Source organism: Pseudoalteromonas sp. CO342X (assembly GCF_004208915.1).
Classification (GTDB): Bacteria; Pseudomonadota; Gammaproteobacteria; order Enterobacterales; family Alteromonadaceae; genus Pseudoalteromonas; species Pseudoalteromonas maricaloris.
The window spans coordinates 64,631-83,907 of sequence record NZ_SGPH01000036.1; the positions used below are offsets into that span (position 1 = coordinate 64,631).

Consider the following 19,277-nt stretch of genomic DNA (forward strand, 5'->3'; position numbering starts at 1 on the left):
TGAGCAAAGTGGAATCCCGCCCTGCTGCCGAGGAGCTTACTTTGCTCCTCAAACTATGATTCCCCGAACCTAATTTAACAATCATATGAATTTTACTCAACCATTAATAAGCAACTTTATTTCATAACCAACAACAGTTATAGGTGAAAGCACTATAATAAAAACAAAATTTAAGAATTTAGTTTTAAAAATAAAAACAACAAGAAAAAAACCATTATGATTTTATTTTAAAGTCAAAATAAAAACTGGAAAATGTTCTCTTTTTATTCTTATATTAAGTTTCCTATGTAAAAGGAGACTTAATATGAAAATAGGAAAGACAATGTTCCCACTTGCCTTGATGACACTAATGGTCAATGCTAGTGAACAAGTGGAAACTCTAAAGCCAAGTAGCGAAGAAGTCATTGAAAAAACGAGTATTATTACCTCCGTAAATCAAATGACCCCAAATCATGCTAAAGCTACATACAAGTTAGCAAAGCAACTTACTACCAATTCAAGCATACCTCAAACTGATGAGCTGATTAGATTCTCTGAAAAAGTCTCATCAACTGAGAAAAAGATAGCTGATGAATCCATCAAGATATGCAAAGAGATTATCAGTTATGATATATCAGATACTCGCGCTGCAGTTTATGAATTTTTTTCAAAGTTTGATGACTTAGAGAACTTTAAAAGTCGTATGTATATTGATGCTTTACGTGGAGAGAGTAAAGACATACTAAACATAGTAGAAAACTCTCACCATAAAGAGTTTGTTATATTGACCCCTGAATCAGTTTTAGCAGAAGAACCTGAATTGTGGCTCCTCGATCACAAAAGCCTTTGTATCTCTAAAGTAAAAGCCGAAAAAGAGGGTGATAAACATGATTAAATCGAAACTGTTAATTGCAGCATCACTTTTATTCACCGGAATTTCCTCTAACGCAAACGCAGTCAATGTTGATGGTGGGTCTGGTTATTACCGAGGCATTCCTGTCGGTTACCATTACACTGAATTACGAGCAGATGAACAGGGTACTAATAGCGCTGCAATTATTTTTTCTGCAGAAGCTCGTAGAGGTAGTTGTGACAATCGTTCAACGAGTGGATTAGCGCATGCCGAAGCTGTGTTATGGCTATATACTCTGTGCGGTGGTCGAAACACTAGCCAAGCTCTGCACGGTGCCTCAGTTAGAGGTAGACAACTAAATCTAGGTTATACTTTTGTAACTAAGAATTATTAGTTTTAGTGTTGTACTAATTTAAAGCCGCTCTTCATAAATATGAGCGGCTTTAATATTACTTAATTGCCCTTTATTTTTTCCAAAAACAACCGTTTTTGTTCTGGGGTTGCTTGTTGCCACCAATAGTCCAGCATGCCAACCACATCTGGATGTGCTGATTTAGGCGCCGCTGGCGTAACGGCTCGTGTGGTAGTACTTGGCGTTGAATAACGTGGTGCAGTGGGTGTTGAAGGCTCACTTGCTATCGCTTCCGTTATTCTTGGTCTTTCTTGTGTCACTACCAATGTTGTCGCTAACGATTCATTGGGTGCTTGCAACATAATCAATGGCTGATCTGCAAATGCCTTTGCCGCAACCACATTGTCAGGACGGTTAAATTCAACCTGATACTCGCCGTCTTGATCGATACTTACTTTCGCCCAGAATGGCTTCGACTCTATGGTTTCGTGGTCGTCATAGCCCACTTCATACAAGTCGGTGTAACGCATTTTGACCGCATACTCCCCTTTGGCTAAGTCCAACTCTCGCACTTTGGAGAAGAATGAGTGTTCAATGGTTTTATCATCAACTTGCAAGGGAATAATTTCTTCAGGAAAACTTAGCAACGCAGCCTGTGAAAGCGGTGACAACAGTAAAACAGCGGTCGCAAGCGTATATTTTAAGCGCATCTATTCACTCCTTCGTGAGTACCAAATCATTATACCTTGATGAGATTACTGCATACCTGCTTATATCTCTACCCTTTTAATTGATGCGCAGCGGGATAACGCCTCAAATCTATTGAGTCTCCTTGAGAGTTAGCTATGCTAGAGCAATTCAATATGCCAGATAAGGAAGGACCATGAGTTCAGAAACTATTTTTACCAAAATTATTAATCGAGAAATCCCTGCAGACATCGTTTACGAAGATGAACAAGCACTCGCGTTTAGAGACATTAATCCACAAGCGCCATTTCACGTCTTAGTTATTCCTAAAACAGCAATTGCAACTATCAATGACGTGACGGAAGAAAATGCTCATCTTGTTGGTCATTTATATGTTGTTGCAGCCAAATTAGCGAAAGAGCACGGCTTTGCAGAAGATGGTTATCGCGTAGTGATGAACTGTAATGATCACGGTGGTCAAACCGTATATCATCTTCATCTACATGTATTAGCTGGAAAAGAAATGGGCTGGCCGCCTTATCAAAATACGAAAAAAGTACCAGTTTAGATTATTCTCTGTTAAGCAATGTAAATGAGTAAGTTATTAACGAAAATCGTTAAAAGCTTACTTATTTCAACAAATTACATTTAAATACATATTCTGTACATAATTTCGAGTTATTATTTCACTTTGTTATATAGCGGATTTCTCTATCTTGTACTAAAAATTCTAATACAAAAGGTCTGAATCCCATGTTAGCATTGAGAAATCGGAAAAATTAGAGTGTGTCCTAAAATGAGCAGTAGTGCTTTTTTGTTATTAGATAAAGAACCGGTTAACACCATTGGTATCAATGTGTTACAACCTTTGTTAAAAACCCAAGGGTTGGATGTTACGACTGGAACTGATATCTCAGATGTGCCTGAAGGCACTCGATTACTTTTCATCGAAACCGCTGTGAACGATTCTTGGGGTAAATTAAAAGAACAACTAGTCAACCTCAAAGTCAAATGCGATATCGTACTATTCAACTTAGATGAAAATCCGGAGCTGGCCAATCGTGCGCTGCTAAGTGGTATTCGTGGTGTATTCTACACGACTGATAATGCCGACGTGCTAATGAAAGGGATCCGTTTGTTGCTTGAAGATCAACTGTGGTATCGCCGTGACGTGATGTGTAATGTGTTAAATCGCATGCTGCAATTTAATAAAGATGCATTACATAAACTAACCGAAGGTGATATCGAACCTGTGAAACTCACTAAGCGAGAAAAAGCAATTATCGCGCTGATGAGTAAAGGTGCGAAAAACAAAGAGATCGCTGAAGAGCTAAATATCAGTCCACATACGGTGAAAACGCATTTGTACAGTGCATTTCGTAAAACCAAATGTCGTAACCGTATCGAACTCCTTTCGTGGGCTCAGCAGAATATTCCTGACGAGATCCGCTAAGCTTCATCTGTCTTTAACCTGCTGACGCAAGTTGGCGGGTGAAAGACAGCGCTGACATCGCGATATCGAGGCTTCAGCTTCATACAGGCTTTACTGCCTTGGCGAATACCTCTATGCTAAGTTTTTTCGCAACTGAAAGCAGCCTTAGGTACATGCTCGACCCAAAAACCCTCTACCTAACTAGTCTCGTCATGACGGCAATGATGGCGCTCCTTACCTTTTTAACGTGGCGAGCAAATAAAAGCACACCAGGAACACTGCTCTATATTTTTTACCCTCTGGTTTTGCTCTGTGCGATTTCTTCCTTTGCATTGCACGGCTATTTTGACAACTGGGAAACTATTCCCATTGCTAATACCTTGCTGTTTGCGGCTTCCATTATCCACTGCATGGCGATAAGGCAATTTTTAGGGGTTAAAGGCCCATCCTTTAAAGTGTTTCTCGGCGTTACTGCAGGGCTCTTCATTTTGTTGATGTACAGCAGTATTTTCTCTCCAAACTTGAGAGATAGGATCCTTATCTCGGACTTACAACACTTAGCTGAAGCGACACTCCTGCTCTATTTCTTTAGCCGTTTTGCACGAAATAAATACCCTAACGGCAGCATAGTCTATATCACCATTTTACTTATTATATTGGTGATATTTACCGGCAGAACCCTATTAATGGGAGAAGTAACGCATTTCACGCTTTTCAAAGAGAACTGGTTTACCATCACTATTTTCTTCAATGGCGTTCTTGCACCTATCTTTTATGCAACGGGCATGGCGCTGTTATGTAACGAGCAAAGAGAGCAAAACCTCAATAAATTAGCATTGAAGGCGCAACAGGACCTAGAGCTGCGTGGCATGTTTTTATCAACGATCAGTCATGAGATACGAACTCCGCTTAACGGTATCTTGGGCAGCGCCCAACTCGTATTGGGACGCACCAGAGATAGTCGCAACAAGGCCTACTGTGAGGCTATAGTAAACTCTGCTGAATCGCTAAACTTACTGATTGATAAAGTACTAGACTACGCCAGTTTGGAGCAAAGTGATGAAGCCTTGTACGAAGAGGACGTTGAGCTTAGAAGTTGGCTACAAAACCTTTGCTTATTGTTAAGCCCACTTGCAGAGCAAAAGAAGCTGCACTTTGAATTGGTGTACGAACTACCCGATCAGGTGTGTTATTACTTTGACCAACAAAAGCTGAGACAAATTCTTATCAACCTTGTTGGTAATGCCATTAAGTTCACCGATAAAGGAGAAGTAAAACTCAAAGTTGAGATTTTAAAAGACCAACAAATTGAACATAAAGTGCGTTTTAGTATCACGGACTCAGGGCCAGGTATTGATAGTGAAGATATTAATAAGCTGACCGAACCGTACGTACAAAGTAGTGCAGGTAAAGTTAAGGGTGGTACGGGCTTGGGGCTTGCCATCACCAGTCGCCTACTCAACCGTCTGAATTCACAGCTAGATATTCAAAGCGAGCTTAACAAAGGTAGTACATTTAGTTTTGATTTACTGCTAAACATTGGTGAACTGAGCTTAGTGGAGCAGCGCCCGCAGCACGATAACTGTATCACCGGTCTGAAAGTACTGTTGGTAGAAGACCTAGATCTCAACCAAAAAATCGCTATTGAGTTTATGGCTGAAGATGAGCATAAGGTTAAATTGGCAACCAATGGTAAAAGCGCCATAGAGATGCTAATACAGCACCATTTCGATGTGGTGTTGCTAGACATGAACCTACCCGATCTTTCTGGGCAAGAAGTATTAAAGCAGCTACAAAATTGTGAGCATAAAAACAAACGAACCCCTTTCCTAGCCTTTACTGCCAGCCTCAGTCCAGACGAGGTAAAAGAATACTTGGCACTCGGCATTCGCGATATTGTTGGCAAACCGATAAAACAAGAAAAATTACGCCAAGCGCTTAGCGAGTCGCAGTCTCCTAAAAAAGCCAATGTCAGCGTGGAATTACCCGATATCCTGTACGATGAAACGGCTGTAAACGCCCTAAAATCTGGATTTAGTGAAGATGAAGTCTCTTCGATTTACAACGAGTTTGTGTTGTCGGCTCGTAATAAACTCATTCATATTCAGCAGCTACTAGAGCAAGATGAAGATCAATGTATCAGACAGCTTCATCGTCAAGCCAGCACCGCCTTACAACTCGGATTTAATCGCTATGGCTCAAACTTGAAAAAAGCAGAGCGCCGCTTATTGGATGGTAAATCCTGCCATGATGAGCTCACAGAAGCCATGACGCTATGGCAAGACAGTCTCGCAGCATATCTCCACTTCGTTCGTAAAGAGGCAATGGGTTAAGCGTCATTAAACGCATGTTGTTCGACATCATAATAAAACTTGTTCATGCTTAGTGAGCATTTACATTAACGCTAATTTAACCGAGGCAAACCGCTCGCCTCGGGCAATAACTATAAAATTAAGGGAACATCTATGTCATTTTTTAAATCACCATTAGCCATTGCTATTGGTGCTGCTGTGATTGGTTTGGCTCAGCCAGCCAGCGCTGATGATGCCGTGACAGCCACGCAAACAGAAGAGAAATCAACCAAAGGCTGGGATGTGCTCAACCCACCAGGTGAAAAGCAAACCATCACCATCGATACCAACGAAACCACATGGAGTAACTTAGATGTAAGCCCTGATGGTAAAAGCATCGTCTTTGATATGCTTGGCGACCTTTACATCATGCCAATTGGCGGTGGTAAAGCAACAGCCTTAACATCCGACATGGGCTGGAACATTCAACCTAAGTTTTCGCCTGATGGTAAACACATCGCATTTATCTCTGACCGCGCAGGTGGCGATAACCTGTGGGTGATGGACGTAGATGGCCAAAACCTGCGTCAGGTGTCAAAAGAAGTGAATAATATTGTTCACAACCCTGCATGGTCGCCTGATGGTCAATACATTGCAGTTAAGCAAGGTCAAGTAACGGGGCGTACCATCCCAGGTGGCTCTATTCGTATGTATCACATCAGCGGTGGTAAAGGCGTGCTGATCCGTGAGCGTCTACATGGTGCAAAATCGCAAAAGAACGTTGCAGAACCCGCTTTTTCTCACGATGGCAAGAAAATCTATTACTCCGTTGATGCGACCTCTGGCGTGCGCTGGGAATATAACAAAAACTCGCTCGATGCTGTTTTCGAAATTCGTAGTTGGGATTTAGCAACCGGTGAAGAAGAGACCGTGATCCGTGGTGCTGGCGGTGCTATTCGTCCAACTGTCAGTCCTGATGGTAAATCTATTGCGTTTGTTAAACGCGAAGATAACGGCAATGAAATGATCGGTGCTTTATATATTAAAGATCTACACTCAGGCATCGAAACTCGTGTTTATACTGGCCTTGATCGCGACTTACAAGAAGCCAATGGCGCACATGGTAACACACCTTCTTTTGCTTACACGCCGGATGGTAAATCTCTCGTTTTTTGGGCGAAAGGGGTATTCAACCGCGTTAATATTGCATCGCACGAGGTCAACGTCATCCCTACTCGCGTTGTTGCTGAAAAACAAATCACACCGGCACTACGCTTTGCGGTAGATGTCGCGCCCGACACCTTTAAAGTCAAACTCGCACGCTGGTCTCAAATTTCTCCTGATGGTGAAACTGCACTATTCCAAGCGCTTGGCTACCTTTACGTAAAAGACATTGCGTCAGGCAAAGTAAAACGCCTCACTAAGCAAACCGACCACTTTGAGTTCTACCCAAGCTACTCTCGCGATGGCAAGTCTATTGTTTACACAACATGGAGTGATAAAGACTTAGGCGCAATACGTGTTGTATCTGCAAACGGTGGTAAAGGTAAAGTGATCACCCAAGAACCTGGTCACTATATCTCACCAAGCTTTTCACCAAATGGTAAAAACGTGCTATTTAAAAAGGTAACCGGTGGCTACTTGCTAAGCGGTGACTGGTCAATGCATCCAGGTATTTATCTAGTTAATGCTAACGGCGGTGAGGCAAAACGCATTATTAAAAGCGGTGACAATCCGCACTTTGGAGCAGACTCTGAGCGCATTTACTTCTCCACCATGAGTGATGAAACACATCGCGAACTAAAAAGTGTTAACCTCAATGGTCAAGAAGAACGTAGCCACTTCAAAGGTGATTATGTCTTTGACTTTAAAGTCTCTCCAAATGGTCAATACGTTGCGTTTATCGAGCATTTCAATACGTTTGTTGCACCTTTTACCAGTACAGGTAAAACCTTATCCATTAACAAGGGTGAGAAAGCTTTCCCAGTTAAGCAAGTATCAAAGTACTCTGGTGATTTCCTAAATTGGAAAGCGGACAGCAGCGCGCTAACTTGGGCATTTGGTCCCACACTTTATCAGCGCAAACTGACTGACACTTTCGCTTTCGTCGATGGTGCATCTGACAACACCGATGAGCTAACCGCTGAAGGCATCGACTTGAGTTTTGAGCAAAAAGCAGATAAGCCTGAAGGTATGATTGCGCTAGTTGGCGGTAAAGTAGTGACCATGCGTAACGCTGAGAACGAACAAGAAATCATCGACAATGGTGTGATCCTAATTAAAGAGAATCGCATCGTTGCAGTCGGTAAGCAAGGTCAACTAGACGTTCCTAGCACAGCAAAAGTAATGGATATTAGCGGTAAAACCGTGATCCCAGGCCTTATTGATGCCCACGCTCATGGCAGTTACGGTAGCTATAACCTACAGCCACAGCAAAACTGGAATCAGTATTCTAATCTTAGCTTTGGTGTAACGACTATCCATGATCCATCAAATAACTCTGCCGAGGTATTTTCTATGGCAGAACTACAAAGAACGGGTTTAACGGTCGCGCCACGTACCTATTCTGTTGGACGTATTTTATATGCTGGCCACGCGCCGGGTTATAAAACACCAATCAGTAACCTTGAAGACGCAGAGTTCCACGTTAAACGCCTAAAAGACGCTGGCGCTATTTCAGTGAAGAGTTACAACCACCCTCGCCGTGAGACACGTCAGCAAGTATTGGAAGCGGCGAAGAACATGGAAATCATGGTTGTGCCTGAAGGTGGTTCAAAATTCCAACACAACATGAACATGATAGTCGATGGTCATACCGGTGTTGAACATGCCCTGCCGATCCCGAATATTTACTCTGATATCGAACAAATGTGGGGACAAACAAACGTTGGCTTTACGCCAACTTTTGTTGTTGCCTATGGCGGTATCTCTGGCGAAGAATACTGGTATCAACACACTAATGTGTGGGAAAACGAGCGCTTAATGAGCTTCGTTCCTGAGTATGTGGTAAAGCCAAGATCAATTCGTCCAAGCAAAGCACCTGAACGTCACTATAACCATATCAATGTCGCCAAAACCGCAAAACAGCTTCGCGATAAGGGGGTGACTGTGCACATTGGTGCTCACGGCCAGCGTGAAGGTCTAGCCGCACATTGGGAATTATGGTCTATGGCACAAGGCGGCTTTACACCTTGGCAGGCGCTTCGCAGCGGTACAATCGACGGCGCAAGATATCTAGGTATGGACCGTGACCTTGGTACGATCGAACAAGGAAAACTCGCCGATCTTGCCATCATCGATGGTGATGTGCTGTCTAACATCCGTGATTCAGAGAAAGTTGCCTACACCGTGATCAATGGCCGTGTCTACGATGCGGCAACCATGAATGAAATCGGCAACTATGACAATAAACGTCAGCCTTTCTTCTTCGAAAATGGCGCGCAAACCCAAATGCACCCAGCAACTGCTGAGTATATGGAAGAAAAGGCCCATACCTATCATTGGAAACACTAATACATAGAACGATTGAAGCGTGAAACGTTAAGTTTACAAGCCCGGCTATCTAGATAGCCGGGTTTTTTATTTTTTTGTCTAGATCTTAATCAATACTGTTCTATGCTGTTATAGGTACTTCCATAGCAACAGGGAATTAGGTTATGTCTGGGTTTTCGCAATTTTTTAACTCTCTTAATTTAACTAAAAAGCTGATTTTTGCATTTCTAATCGTCGCGCTCGTGCCGTTGATAGTAATTATTTCCATCGCACTTAATACCGCATCGAATGCCATGACAGCGCAAGTATATTCACAACTTGGTGCCGTTAGTGAGATCAAAAAAAGCGCGGTTAATCGTTACTTTAAGACCGTTGAGGATAAACTCGATGCCTTTACAGCAAACCCATTACTTCCTGTGATTGCACAAGAGTTTATTAGCAGCTTTCCTAGCGCTCAGGCCGATATTAACTATGCCAAATTATCGCGATTTTATGATGAAGTGTTCGTACCTAAATTCAATCAAGAAAACCCCGAAGATACGAGCACAGCAAGGCTAATTGGTAACATTTCAGAGTCTGGGCTTGCGCTGCAAACACGTTACTTAGCAAGCAACCCCTACCCTGTTGGTGAAAAGTACAAATTTATTGAAACCGGTCACTTAGATAGTTATGACCTTGCTCACCGCAGTTACCATCCATATATGCTCAATATCGCCGACATTTATGAGTTTTACGATATCTTTATCATCGATCCAAGTAATGGAAATATTGTCTATTCTGTATTTAAAGAAGTTGATTTTGCTACATCACTGGAATCGGGTCCCTATGCCAATAGTAATCTAGCTTCTCTTTATCGAGAACTGAAGGACTCAACGGATCCGACAATCAGCGCTTTCGCAGACTACAAACAATATCTCCCCTCCTATAATGCACCCGCTAGTTTTATCGCCAAACCTATCGTGGTGAATGGCCAAACCGTTGCAATTGTAGCTGCACAGCTATCTATTGATGCCATCAATGCCATTATGACCGAGCGTGAAGGCTTAGGAGAAAGTGGTGAAACCTACCTCGTCGGCCCCGAGGGTTTGATGCGTTCAGACTCATTCTTAGATCCACAACATCATTCCGTGGTGAATTCATTTCGATACCCTGAACGCGGCAAGGTAGCCACGCTTGCAGTCTCTCAAGCATTAAATAATCAATCTGGACAACAGGTTATAGAAGACTACAACGGCGAAGCCGTGTTATCTGCCTATACACCAGTGGAAGTTTTTAATACCCGTTGGGCACTGCTTGCCGAAATTGACGAAGCGGAAGCATTTGCTTCTATCACCTCGCTCTCTCAATACCTGATGATTATTTTAGCGGTCACTATAGTGTTAGTACTGATAGTCGCCTATTGGTTCTCAAAAACGCTTACCAAACCTGTTCACGAGTTGGTAGAAACCATGAAATCAGTTGAACAGGAAGGCAACTTTTCATTGCGAGCGCCCATTCGTAGTCATGATGAAATAGGCAACAGTGCACAGGCATTTAATTCACTACTGGATGCCTTACAGCTTTCTATTACAGAGGCTAATCGCGTCATGAATCAAATGGCCTCGGGCAAGTTTGACGACCGCATCAAAGTACCGTGCCGGGGCGAGCTAGAAACCCTAAAAGAAGCCACTAACCACTGTGCCAATACGTTAAGTCGAGCGATTTCTGAGCTGAATGAAATTTCCATTGATATGGCAAATGGTCGCTTCGATACCAAACTTAATGCCCCCATGTCAGGTGACTTAGAAAAGCTCAAAAATAATATTAACGATTCTTTGGCATCGATTAATTCGACTATGAACGGTATTGTTCATGTGATGACCAATATTGAACAAGGTAACTTTAAGGAACAAGTCACCGTGCCCGCTAAAGGAAAATTAGCGCAACTTAAAGATTCGGTAAATAATTCCGTACGCAGCCTTAGCAGTGCGATTGACGGTATCAGCACGATTATGTCTGCACTACGCCAAGGCGACTTTTCTGCGCAACTCGATGCTCCACTCGCAGGCCAATTAGATACCTTAAAACAAGATATCAACTCCAGCATGGCAAACCTAGACAGAGTAATGAAAGAAATAGGCACTGTGATGGCTGGCGTCAGCAACGGCGACTTTAAACAACAAGTGGACGTAGCTGCAACGGGTCAGCTCGCGCAACTTAAAGATAATATCAATGCTTCTGTGACCGCCGTTGATGTTGCTATCTCGGAAATCTCTATGGTGATGATGGCTATTAGCCATGGTCGATTTGACCGCACCATTCAATCTGCGATGTCTGGACAGCTCGATAATCTCAAAGGTGATATCAACCGTTCAGTCGAGAACCTCAATCAAGTCGTTGAAGAGCTCGGCAGCGTAATGGGCGCAATGTCCGAAGGAGACTTTAGTCAAAAAATAGAGTTGCCACTACAAGGTCAACTGCAACAACTTAAAGAGAGTGTAAATGACTCGACTCTACAGGTCTCTGGGGCTATCTCCGAAGTCAGCAGCGTGTTGGCTAACGTTGCTCAGGGTGACTTAAGTAACCAAGTAAAGGGGGAATATTTTGGCGTGTTTAAGTCTCTTCAGAATGACACCAATACCACAATTAAAAAACTCACCAGTGTAATCGAAGGGATCCAAGCCGCAGCAAATTATGTTGCTCAAAGTGCCGGTGAAATAGCTGCGAGTAACACCGAAATCAGCCAACGCACAGAAGAGCAAGCAGCAAACTTAGAAGAAGCCAGTGCCAGCACCGGCAATATGTTAGATGAACTCACTAAAGTTTCAAACCAATCTGGTGATGCCGTAGGACTAGCAACAAACGCAGAAAACATAGCCAAAGAAGGAGGCAGTTTATCTGCCCAAACCGTAGCTGCAATAATTGAAGTGAACAAAGCCAGTAAAGACATTAATGAGATTGTATCGGTGATTGATGGACTTGCGTTTCAAACCAACCTGCTGGCACTAAATGCTGCCGTTGAAGCGGCACGAGCGGGAGAAAATGGCCGTGGCTTTGCAGTTGTTGCAAACGAAGTACGAGAGCTGGCAGGGCGTAGCGCCGCTTCTGCAAAGCAAATCAAAGAAATTATCTCAAACAGTAATCAAAAGGTAGAGCAAGGTACTGAACTTGCCAATAGTTCCGGTGAAAAGCTGCAACAAATCGTTGGAGCCGTGAGCGATGTAAATAACAACATTATTAAAATCAATGAGTCGACTTCAATGCAACAACAAGCCATTAAAGAAGTGGATTTGGTGGTGCAAAGGCTAACGGATCTTATTCAAGAAAACTCTGCAATTACCGAAGAAACGATGGCAGCGGCGAGGCAAATGGCTGAGCAAGCCCATGAAATGCGCACCCAGTTGAGCTATTTCCGTTTATCAAAGAATGATTACAGCGCCACTGGCAGAGAAGGTGAATTGCTTGTGCATCAATATAATGCATCTTAGGGCCTGTTGAGTTTCGAGTTAGAGCATGCCCAACTAAGCTTTTTAGTTGGGCATGCTATGCATGTACCAATGTGTATTATGCCAGCGTAAATTTATCCGCATCGAGATGGGCTGGAAATTTAGCTTTATATTGCTGCAAGTCGCTCAGCTCTAACTTTACGGTAATAACTTCTGCTTGGTCATCTGCTGCCGAAACAAGACTCTTACCATTGAAGTCAATCGCTTTAGTACCGCCATTATGCGCAGTGCCATACCCATCTTCACCTACGCGATTTACCGCAAGCACAAAGCACTGATTCTCGATTGCACGAGCAGCCAGTAGAGTATCCCAATGATTTCGGCGTGCCGCTGGCCAGTTTGCAATATTAATCATAACCTCATAATCGTTCTGATTACGCTGAAATACTGGGAAACGTAAGTCATAGCAGATCTGCGGTAAGAATTTAATGCCTTTTAATTCGAACACTTCACGGTGCTCACCAGCAACGACAAAATCACCTTCATTACCCAAACAAAATAAGTGTCTTTTGTCATAATGAAGTATCTTTCCATCCGGCTGGCACCACACCATACGGTTGGCCTTTTTATCTCCTTGCGGAATCAGTACGCTGCCCGCTACAACAGCCTGAAAGCGCTGAGCACATTGCTGTAAAAACTCGATGGCTGCATCAGCATAGCGCTCAGCATCCGGCTCTTTTACGGCGAAGCCGGTAGCAAATGTTTCGGGTAGCAAAATTAAATCGCTTGGCTCGACATTTTCTAGCAAACGTTCAATATGGGTAAAGTTGGCCTCAGGTGAAAGCCACTGGATATCTGTTTGAACAAGGGTAACGGTTAAAGTTGACATAAGCGTTTTGCAGCCTCTTCTAATGTCTGGTTTTCCTTAGCAAAGCACAATCGTATGACCTTGTCTTTAGGTGCTTGTTGGTAAAAAACGCTGAGTGGCACTGCCGCAACCCCAACCTCTTCCACCAGATAGCGACAAAAGGCAACATCATCAAGCTCAGAAATTTCACTGTAATCCAAAAGCAAAAAATAAGTCCCTTCACTTGGTAATAGCGTAAATCGGCTTGACGCTAACGCCTTAACCAGAACATCGCGTTTTTGTTGATAAAATCCACTCAGCTCATCAACGTGCTCAGGGTGTTCAGCAAGCATATCAGCCAATGCAAGTTGTGCCGGAGTGAAGCTTGAGAACGTTACATACTGATGGATCTTTCTAAATTCAACAGTCATTTGCTTTGGCGCCACACAGTAACCCATTTTCCAGCCTGTACTATGAAAGGTTTTACCAAAGCTAGAGATCACAAACGCACGCTCAAACAATGCTGGATCAGTTAATGCGCTCAGATGGGGCAAACCATCAAAGGTAATATGTTCGTATACTTCATCACTGATCAATAACAAGTCATGCTGATTGAGCAGCTGTTTTAGTTGCTCTAAATCTGACGGCTTCAGCGTTTTAGCCGACGGGTTATGCGGTGTATTGATGATAATAGCACGGGTATTTGGGTTGATACTCGCTGCGACTTGTTGCCAATCAATTTGGTAATGCGGCGCAGTCAACGCAATATGCACGGCTTTCCCGCCAGCAAGTTCAATTGCAGGCTCATAAGAGTCGTAAGCCGGATCGAATACAATAACTTCGTCCCCTTCAGATACTATTGCCTGAATTGCCACGAAGAGTGCTTCCGTTGCGCCCGAGGTCACCGTGATCTGTTCTTGTCCTGAAACACTCACCTGATAACGACGTTCAATTAATGCCGCAACTTGTGCTTGCAAGCTCGGTACGCCGGCAGAAGGCGAATACTGATTTTGACCTTCGCCAACATAGTGGCTCAGTTGTGATTTGAGGTAATCAGGCGCATCAAACTCCGGAAAGCCTTGCGATAAGTTGATCGCACCATGCTCGTTCGCTAATGCCGTCATTTGGCTAAATATACTAATTCCAACCTGAGGTAACTTACTTTTCACTGCAACACTCTCTTTCTTATGGTGCTAATCGTGAGTGGATGCTATCATTGCTCAAAATAGATGTATAGCCGTCCAAACGCATTTAATTTATAGGTGTTAACTATGCACACACAAGCCGCAAAACTCGCGCTTATCGACGCAGGAGCTTGGGTTGCTCAGCAAGGCTGGGTTCCCGCGACTGGTGGTAATTTCTCTATCAAAACAGACTCTGGCTTTGTTGTCACGGCCAGCGGCTTTGATAAAGGTAAATTAACACCAGAACAATTTCTGGAATTAGACGCCACAGGCACCATCATTGCCGGTAGTGGCAAGCCTTCAGCCGAAACTGCATTGCACCTAAAACTATATGAATTATGCGTGGGTGCACAGTGTATATTACACACTCATTCCGTAGCTGCGACAGTGTTATCGCGATTTATTCAAGGCAATCAATTTCAGATCAGTGGTTATGAAATGCAAAAGTCACTGTCTGGCATTCAATCGCATGAAGAAACCTTATCCATTGCCATTTTTGATAACGATCAGGATATAGAGCGACTAGCACAGCGCGTGGCGCAATCTCATCAAACTACACCGGTTATACACGGTGTACTGATCCGGGGCCACGGGTTATACGCAGTGGGCCGTACAGTGCAAGAAACTCGTCGTCATATTGAGGGCTTAGAGTTTTTATTTGCCTGTGAATTAGAACGCATTAAATTGGAGGGGCGCCAATGATCAAAGCCATTTTAACAGATATTGAAGGGACAATTACCCGTATCTCATTTGTTAAAGAGATACTATTCCCGTATGCCGCTGCGCATTTACCGCAATTTATTCGCGACCATCAGCATGACACCGCCGTTGCCGAGCAAATTAGTGCCGTCAGAGCAGAATTGGATAATGCCAACGCTGATATTGATACCGTGATTGCCGCACTACTTGAGTGGATCGCCGCAGATAAAAAAATCACGCCATTAAAACAGCTACAGGGTCTCGTTTGGCAGTTTGGCTATACAAACGGCGATTTTACCGGACATTTGTACGAAGATGCCTACCAGTTTTTAACACAACAAAAAGCGGATGGTCGCAATCTCTACGTGTATTCCTCGGGTTCAGTGAAAGCGCAGCAGCTGCTTTTTGCCTACTCAGACCATGGTGATATTCGCCCGCTATTTAGCGACTACTTTGACACTAAAGTGGGTGCTAAGCAGGAAGTTTCTGCGTATCAGAATATTATTGCAGCCCTACCGTACGAAGCAGAGCAAATCCTCTTTTTAAGCGATATTGTTGCCGAGCTAGACGCAGCAAAGGCCGCTGGTATGCACACATTACAGCTGTTTAGAGATGCACAAGCAACATCACCTGAACATCCAGTTATATCAAGCTTTGAGCATTTTGATGAAGGGGCATTTTCATGAGTCAACTGACTATCTACCAAGTACAGAATCCAAGCCAAGCTTTGCAACAAGAGCAAGACGCAAACATCATCGCATCTTTGCTCTCAGAGCAAGGCGTACGCTTTGAACAATGGCAGGCTAACACCGATATCACAGCTGAAATGTCACAAGACGACATTATTAATGCCTACCAAAGCGATATTGAAAGATTAAAGGCGCAAGGCGGTTATCAAACTGTCGACGTGATTTCACTTGCAAAGGGCAACCCAAGTGCCTCAGAGTTGCGACAAAAATTTCTTTTTGAACATACTCATAGCGAAGATGAAGTGCGTTTTTTTGTTAAAGGACAAGGGCTATTCTGCTTACACTTAAACGATAAGGTTTACCAAGTTCTATGTCAGCAAGGTGACCTAATCTCAGTACCAGAAAATACGCCTCATTGGTTCGATATGGGTAGCGATCCAGAATTTACCGCCATTCGCCTATTCAATAATCAAGAGGGCTGGGTTGCGAAAAGCACGGACTCTGAAATTGCAAAGCAGTTTCCATTACTTGATTAATCCAAGTCTGAATACTCACAGTGTTAACGAAGCACTGTGAGTACTTGCTTACTCATGCTAGGCTCACAACCTTCAACAAAATACACACCAATATGGTTATCACGATAAGCGTGATTATATTTACCGAAAAAATCTGCTTGAAACTTAAACCCAGCGTCGTCCAACTGAATCAAAAGCTTGTCCACCACATCCCACGACATTGTCAGTGGTGAAAAAAGCAGAGTATTTGTGTGCATGCCGATTGGAATTTCGGCCTCAGAGGGCGATACAACTAAGCTACCTGTAGCATCGATAAACAATTGTTCAAACACCTGAGGGGGACAACTTGCAACTATATGGATGTAGGTTTTTTGCGGGTGAATAGAGTGGCAACTGCATAAGGCCAGTACAACCACACCAATAATGAACCATCCCTTCATTAGCGACTTTCCTTACTTCAAAATCCCCATCGTAGAACAGCATGTCCCCAAAAATAAAATGAAGATTTTGTGACCATGTAATAACAGAAAACTGTTAATTTCTAAGGATATAAGTAATAACAGCTGAATATTATTTTGAAATCTTTGATAATATCGAAATTTGTATATCCGCCTTTCTAATTACTAATTTGGTATTTTCATGGTTCTTGAAGCAACACACTCAAAGTATATTGATATAGGATGTTGGCAACTTAATACGGCAACACAAACCATCAACAACAAACACGAGCGCAAAGAACTTGAGCCTCTACTGTTTAAAACGCTGATGTACCTTATTAACAACCAAGAGCGGATCATAACGCGGCAGGAACTTGCTGAGCATGTTTGGCAACTTGATTTTGTCGACGACAATACAATTAACCGAGTCATTTTCGAGCTAAGGAAACAGTTAGCGTGTGACCTGCAACCTCAGCCAATGATAAAAACCCATTATCGCAAAGGCTACAGCTTTGCGATACCAACTCCTGAACCGACTGAGTTACCTGGTAAAATATCTGACACCACTGCAACCAGTGAAGCGAGCAAGTCTTACCGAGTGCGAATATTCTATGGCACCTTAATTGTACTCACCGCTTTGATCAGCGCACTATATTTTGCAACAAAACAAACTTTTCAGATGGAAAATACGACTCAATCACAGCCATCCGCTGAGGTTTTTCATAACCAAATACTCTCTTGGTATCGAGGCCATCATGGCAAACTGTTTAACTCACCGGATCAACGCTACCTAGCTTATAATTTTAAAGCCGACACCAATGAAGTTGGGGCTTTAGGAGAAGTAAGACTAATGGATCTTACCACCCAACATGAAAGAGCACTCAGCTTACCGAGCGGTAGTAGCATTTTAGGTTGGTCGGCTGACAGTACATGGATTTATTACTTACATCGCTCCGAAACTGAGGGGGAAAGCCCTATCTGCGAATACCGCCGCCATCAGCTATCTCTAAAAACAGGCGCTCATGATCAGTTACTCTTTGACTGTTCTGGCGGTCTAATTAGCGCACTGTTTGATTTTGGAAAAGACCGCCTAATATATAGCCGTAGGGGCTATTTAGATGTACCAAATCTAGGCGCTATTTATAGTTATGATCTGGAAAAGCAAAAAGAAATTAGGGTCACAACACCAAGTAATCATGGGTTTGGTGATCATCTACTAGCAATTATCCCTGAGTCGCACCAGCTGATTTTTACTCGTAATATCGGTGATAAAGTCGAGCTACTAGTAACCACTTCAACAGGGCAAAAGACCCTAAAATTGGCAGAGTTTCCGCATTTGCTATGGGCTGCGAACTGGAATGCCAAGCAAAAAAGTGTGCTGTGGTTTGATCACAACACCAGTGAGATCAAACGCTATTCCATGCAAAGTTTAACAGAGCTGCCCGCCGTAAAAGTTGCGGTCGAACCCACCTCGTATATTTTGCCAATGTCAGAAAACCAATTGCTCATGACGACCTACGGCTACGACCATGACAGTTATGTCATCGATCTTAATACGGGTAAATCAACTCTCTTTGCCAAACCAAATATTTACGAAGTGATCATGGCTTACCTTGGAGATAATGAATTCGCCTACAATGATTCTATTTTCAAAAATGTGGAATCTTACGGGGTCATGCATATCGACTCAAGCCATCGATATTCGCCCATAGCAGCATTAAGCTCGGGCTACTCCATCATCGACTCAGATCCAAGCAATCGCCAGATTCTTGTCAAACATATCGCCAACAAACAAGCTGAAGTGAGAAAGTTAGAGTCTCTTGAAGTGCTATTCACTCTGCCCGATAATGAACAGAATGGTGGTACTCGGCTTGGCGGCAATAAGATTGCTCAACTACGTGCCCACGAGATAACAGATGACAAAATCATTGAACTCATTTTTCTACATGACAAAATTAGCAAGACCATTACGGTTGACGATATAGTGAGTATTGATTGGTACGACGACCGTCATCTAGTTACCTTATCCAGTAACAGGGATATTTCGTTATTGAATACAGAAACTAATCAGGTAACCCCTTTGATTACTGGAGCCGAACTTGCAAAACGCATCGATAATGTAAAAGTAAGACCGATGATCACCGCCGCGAATGGTGCAATCTACCTCTATAATCGGCAATACGTATATGAGCTTGACGCAAACCAACAAATAACAAACATCTTAGATATCAAAGCCAGCGTGAATGCCGAATCTAGCATTTACTACCTCGATGCTCATGGTGACAAGTTACTGATTTCTTACCTCACGAGATATCACAATGAGATAAAGCTATATCACCGCTAAACAGGTAAAGCTTACCGAAGGACACACGCTCTTTTTTACTTAAGTCACTAT

15 protein-coding genes are annotated in these 19,277 nt (G+C 43.1%); 11 read left to right on the plus strand and 4 right to left on the minus strand.

Going from position 1 to position 19,277, the window contains the following annotated elements; translation table 11 throughout:
- The first annotated feature begins 304 nt into the window (after window positions 1-304).
- Together EXT47_RS17055 and EXT47_RS17060 are read left to right on the plus strand one after the other, a co-directional pair.
- Window positions 305-874, plus strand: coding sequence for a hypothetical protein (locus EXT47_RS17055; RefSeq protein WP_130127132.1), 570 nt, complete (start codon window positions 305-307; stop codon window positions 872-874).
- Window positions 867-1,226 carry a hypothetical protein gene (locus EXT47_RS17060; RefSeq protein ID WP_130127133.1) on the plus strand — a complete coding sequence of 120 codons (360 nt, stop codon included), beginning with the start codon at window positions 867-869 and terminating at the stop codon, window positions 1,224-1,226. Before EXT47_RS17055 ends, EXT47_RS17060 begins: the two co-directional genes overlap by 8 nt.
- A 59-nt stretch (window positions 1,227-1,285) precedes the next feature.
- Here EXT47_RS17060 and EXT47_RS17065 read toward each other — a convergent pair whose 3' ends face one another.
- The gene (locus tag EXT47_RS17065; protein WP_130127134.1) at window positions 1,286-1,894 is read right to left on the minus strand and encodes a DUF2057 domain-containing protein; all 609 of its coding nucleotides are present in this window, start codon (window positions 1,892-1,894) and stop codon (window positions 1,286-1,288) included.
- A gap of 173 nt (window positions 1,895-2,067) precedes the next feature.
- Here EXT47_RS17065 and EXT47_RS17070 point away from each other — a divergent pair, with 173 nt between their 5' ends.
- The 5 genes from EXT47_RS17070 to EXT47_RS17090 all read left to right on the plus strand — a co-directional run bounded on the left by EXT47_RS17070 (window position 2,068) and on the right by EXT47_RS17090 (window position 12,553).
- Window positions 2,068-2,439, plus strand: a complete 372-nt coding sequence (locus tag EXT47_RS17070; RefSeq protein ID WP_010376435.1) for a histidine triad nucleotide-binding protein — start codon at window positions 2,068-2,070, stop codon at window positions 2,437-2,439.
- A gap of 228 nt (window positions 2,440-2,667) precedes the next feature.
- The gene (locus EXT47_RS17075) at window positions 2,668-3,324 is read left to right on the plus strand and encodes a helix-turn-helix transcriptional regulator (protein WP_010376437.1); all 657 of its coding nucleotides are present in this window, start codon (window positions 2,668-2,670) and stop codon (window positions 3,322-3,324) included.
- Between the two features lie 152 nt (window positions 3,325-3,476).
- A complete protein-coding gene (locus EXT47_RS17080; RefSeq protein ID WP_039493436.1) occupies window positions 3,477-5,636 on the plus strand; it encodes an ATP-binding protein in 2,160 nt (719 codons plus the stop codon).
- Window positions 5,637-5,768: 132 nt separating this feature from the next.
- Window positions 5,769-9,107: an amidohydrolase family protein gene (locus tag EXT47_RS17085; RefSeq protein ID WP_130127135.1), complete on the plus strand. Its 3,339-nt coding sequence runs from the start codon at window positions 5,769-5,771 to the stop codon at window positions 9,105-9,107.
- A gap of 143 nt (window positions 9,108-9,250) precedes the next feature.
- Entirely contained in the window at window positions 9,251-12,553 is a 3,303-nt protein-coding gene (locus EXT47_RS17090; RefSeq protein WP_130127136.1) for a methyl-accepting chemotaxis protein, read from the plus strand.
- 76 nt (window positions 12,554-12,629) lie between these two features.
- Here the strand turns inward: EXT47_RS17090 and EXT47_RS17095 are convergent, their stop codons facing one another.
- Window positions 12,630-13,400: an amidohydrolase gene (locus EXT47_RS17095; RefSeq protein WP_130127137.1), complete on the minus strand. Its 771-nt coding sequence runs from the start codon at window positions 13,398-13,400 to the stop codon at window positions 12,630-12,632.
- A complete protein-coding gene (locus tag EXT47_RS17100; protein WP_130127138.1) occupies window positions 13,388-14,527 on the minus strand; it encodes a methionine aminotransferase in 1,140 nt (379 codons plus the stop codon). Before EXT47_RS17100 ends, EXT47_RS17095 begins: the two co-directional genes overlap by 13 nt.
- Before the next feature lie 102 nt (window positions 14,528-14,629).
- On the opposite strand from EXT47_RS17100, the gene EXT47_RS17105 reads away from it, so the two are divergent.
- Genes EXT47_RS17105 through EXT47_RS17115 form a run of 3 tightly spaced genes read left to right on the plus strand, consistent with a single transcriptional unit; the run spans window position 14,630 to window position 16,466 of the window.
- Complete coding sequence (locus tag EXT47_RS17105) at window positions 14,630-15,244, plus strand: methylthioribulose 1-phosphate dehydratase (protein ID WP_130127139.1); 615 nt, start codon at window positions 14,630-14,632, stop codon at window positions 15,242-15,244.
- Window positions 15,241-15,927, plus strand: coding sequence for an acireductone synthase (gene mtnC, locus EXT47_RS17110; RefSeq protein ID WP_130127140.1), 687 nt, complete (start codon window positions 15,241-15,243; stop codon window positions 15,925-15,927). Before EXT47_RS17105 ends, mtnC begins: the two co-directional genes overlap by 4 nt.
- Complete coding sequence (locus EXT47_RS17115; RefSeq protein WP_130127141.1) at window positions 15,924-16,466, plus strand: acireductone dioxygenase; 543 nt, start codon at window positions 15,924-15,926, stop codon at window positions 16,464-16,466. Before mtnC ends, EXT47_RS17115 begins: the two co-directional genes overlap by 4 nt.
- A 23-nt stretch (window positions 16,467-16,489) precedes the next feature.
- Here EXT47_RS17115 and EXT47_RS17120 read toward each other — a convergent pair whose 3' ends face one another.
- Complete coding sequence (locus tag EXT47_RS17120) at window positions 16,490-16,885, minus strand: hypothetical protein (protein ID WP_130127142.1); 396 nt, start codon at window positions 16,883-16,885, stop codon at window positions 16,490-16,492.
- A 199-nt stretch (window positions 16,886-17,084) separates the two neighbouring features.
- Here EXT47_RS17120 and EXT47_RS17125 point away from each other — a divergent pair, with 199 nt between their 5' ends.
- Window positions 17,085-19,226 (plus strand): winged helix-turn-helix domain-containing protein, encoded by a 2,142-nt coding sequence (locus EXT47_RS17125; RefSeq protein WP_130127143.1) that lies wholly within the window; start codon window positions 17,085-17,087, stop codon window positions 19,224-19,226.
- Window positions 19,227-19,277 lie beyond the last annotated feature (51 nt).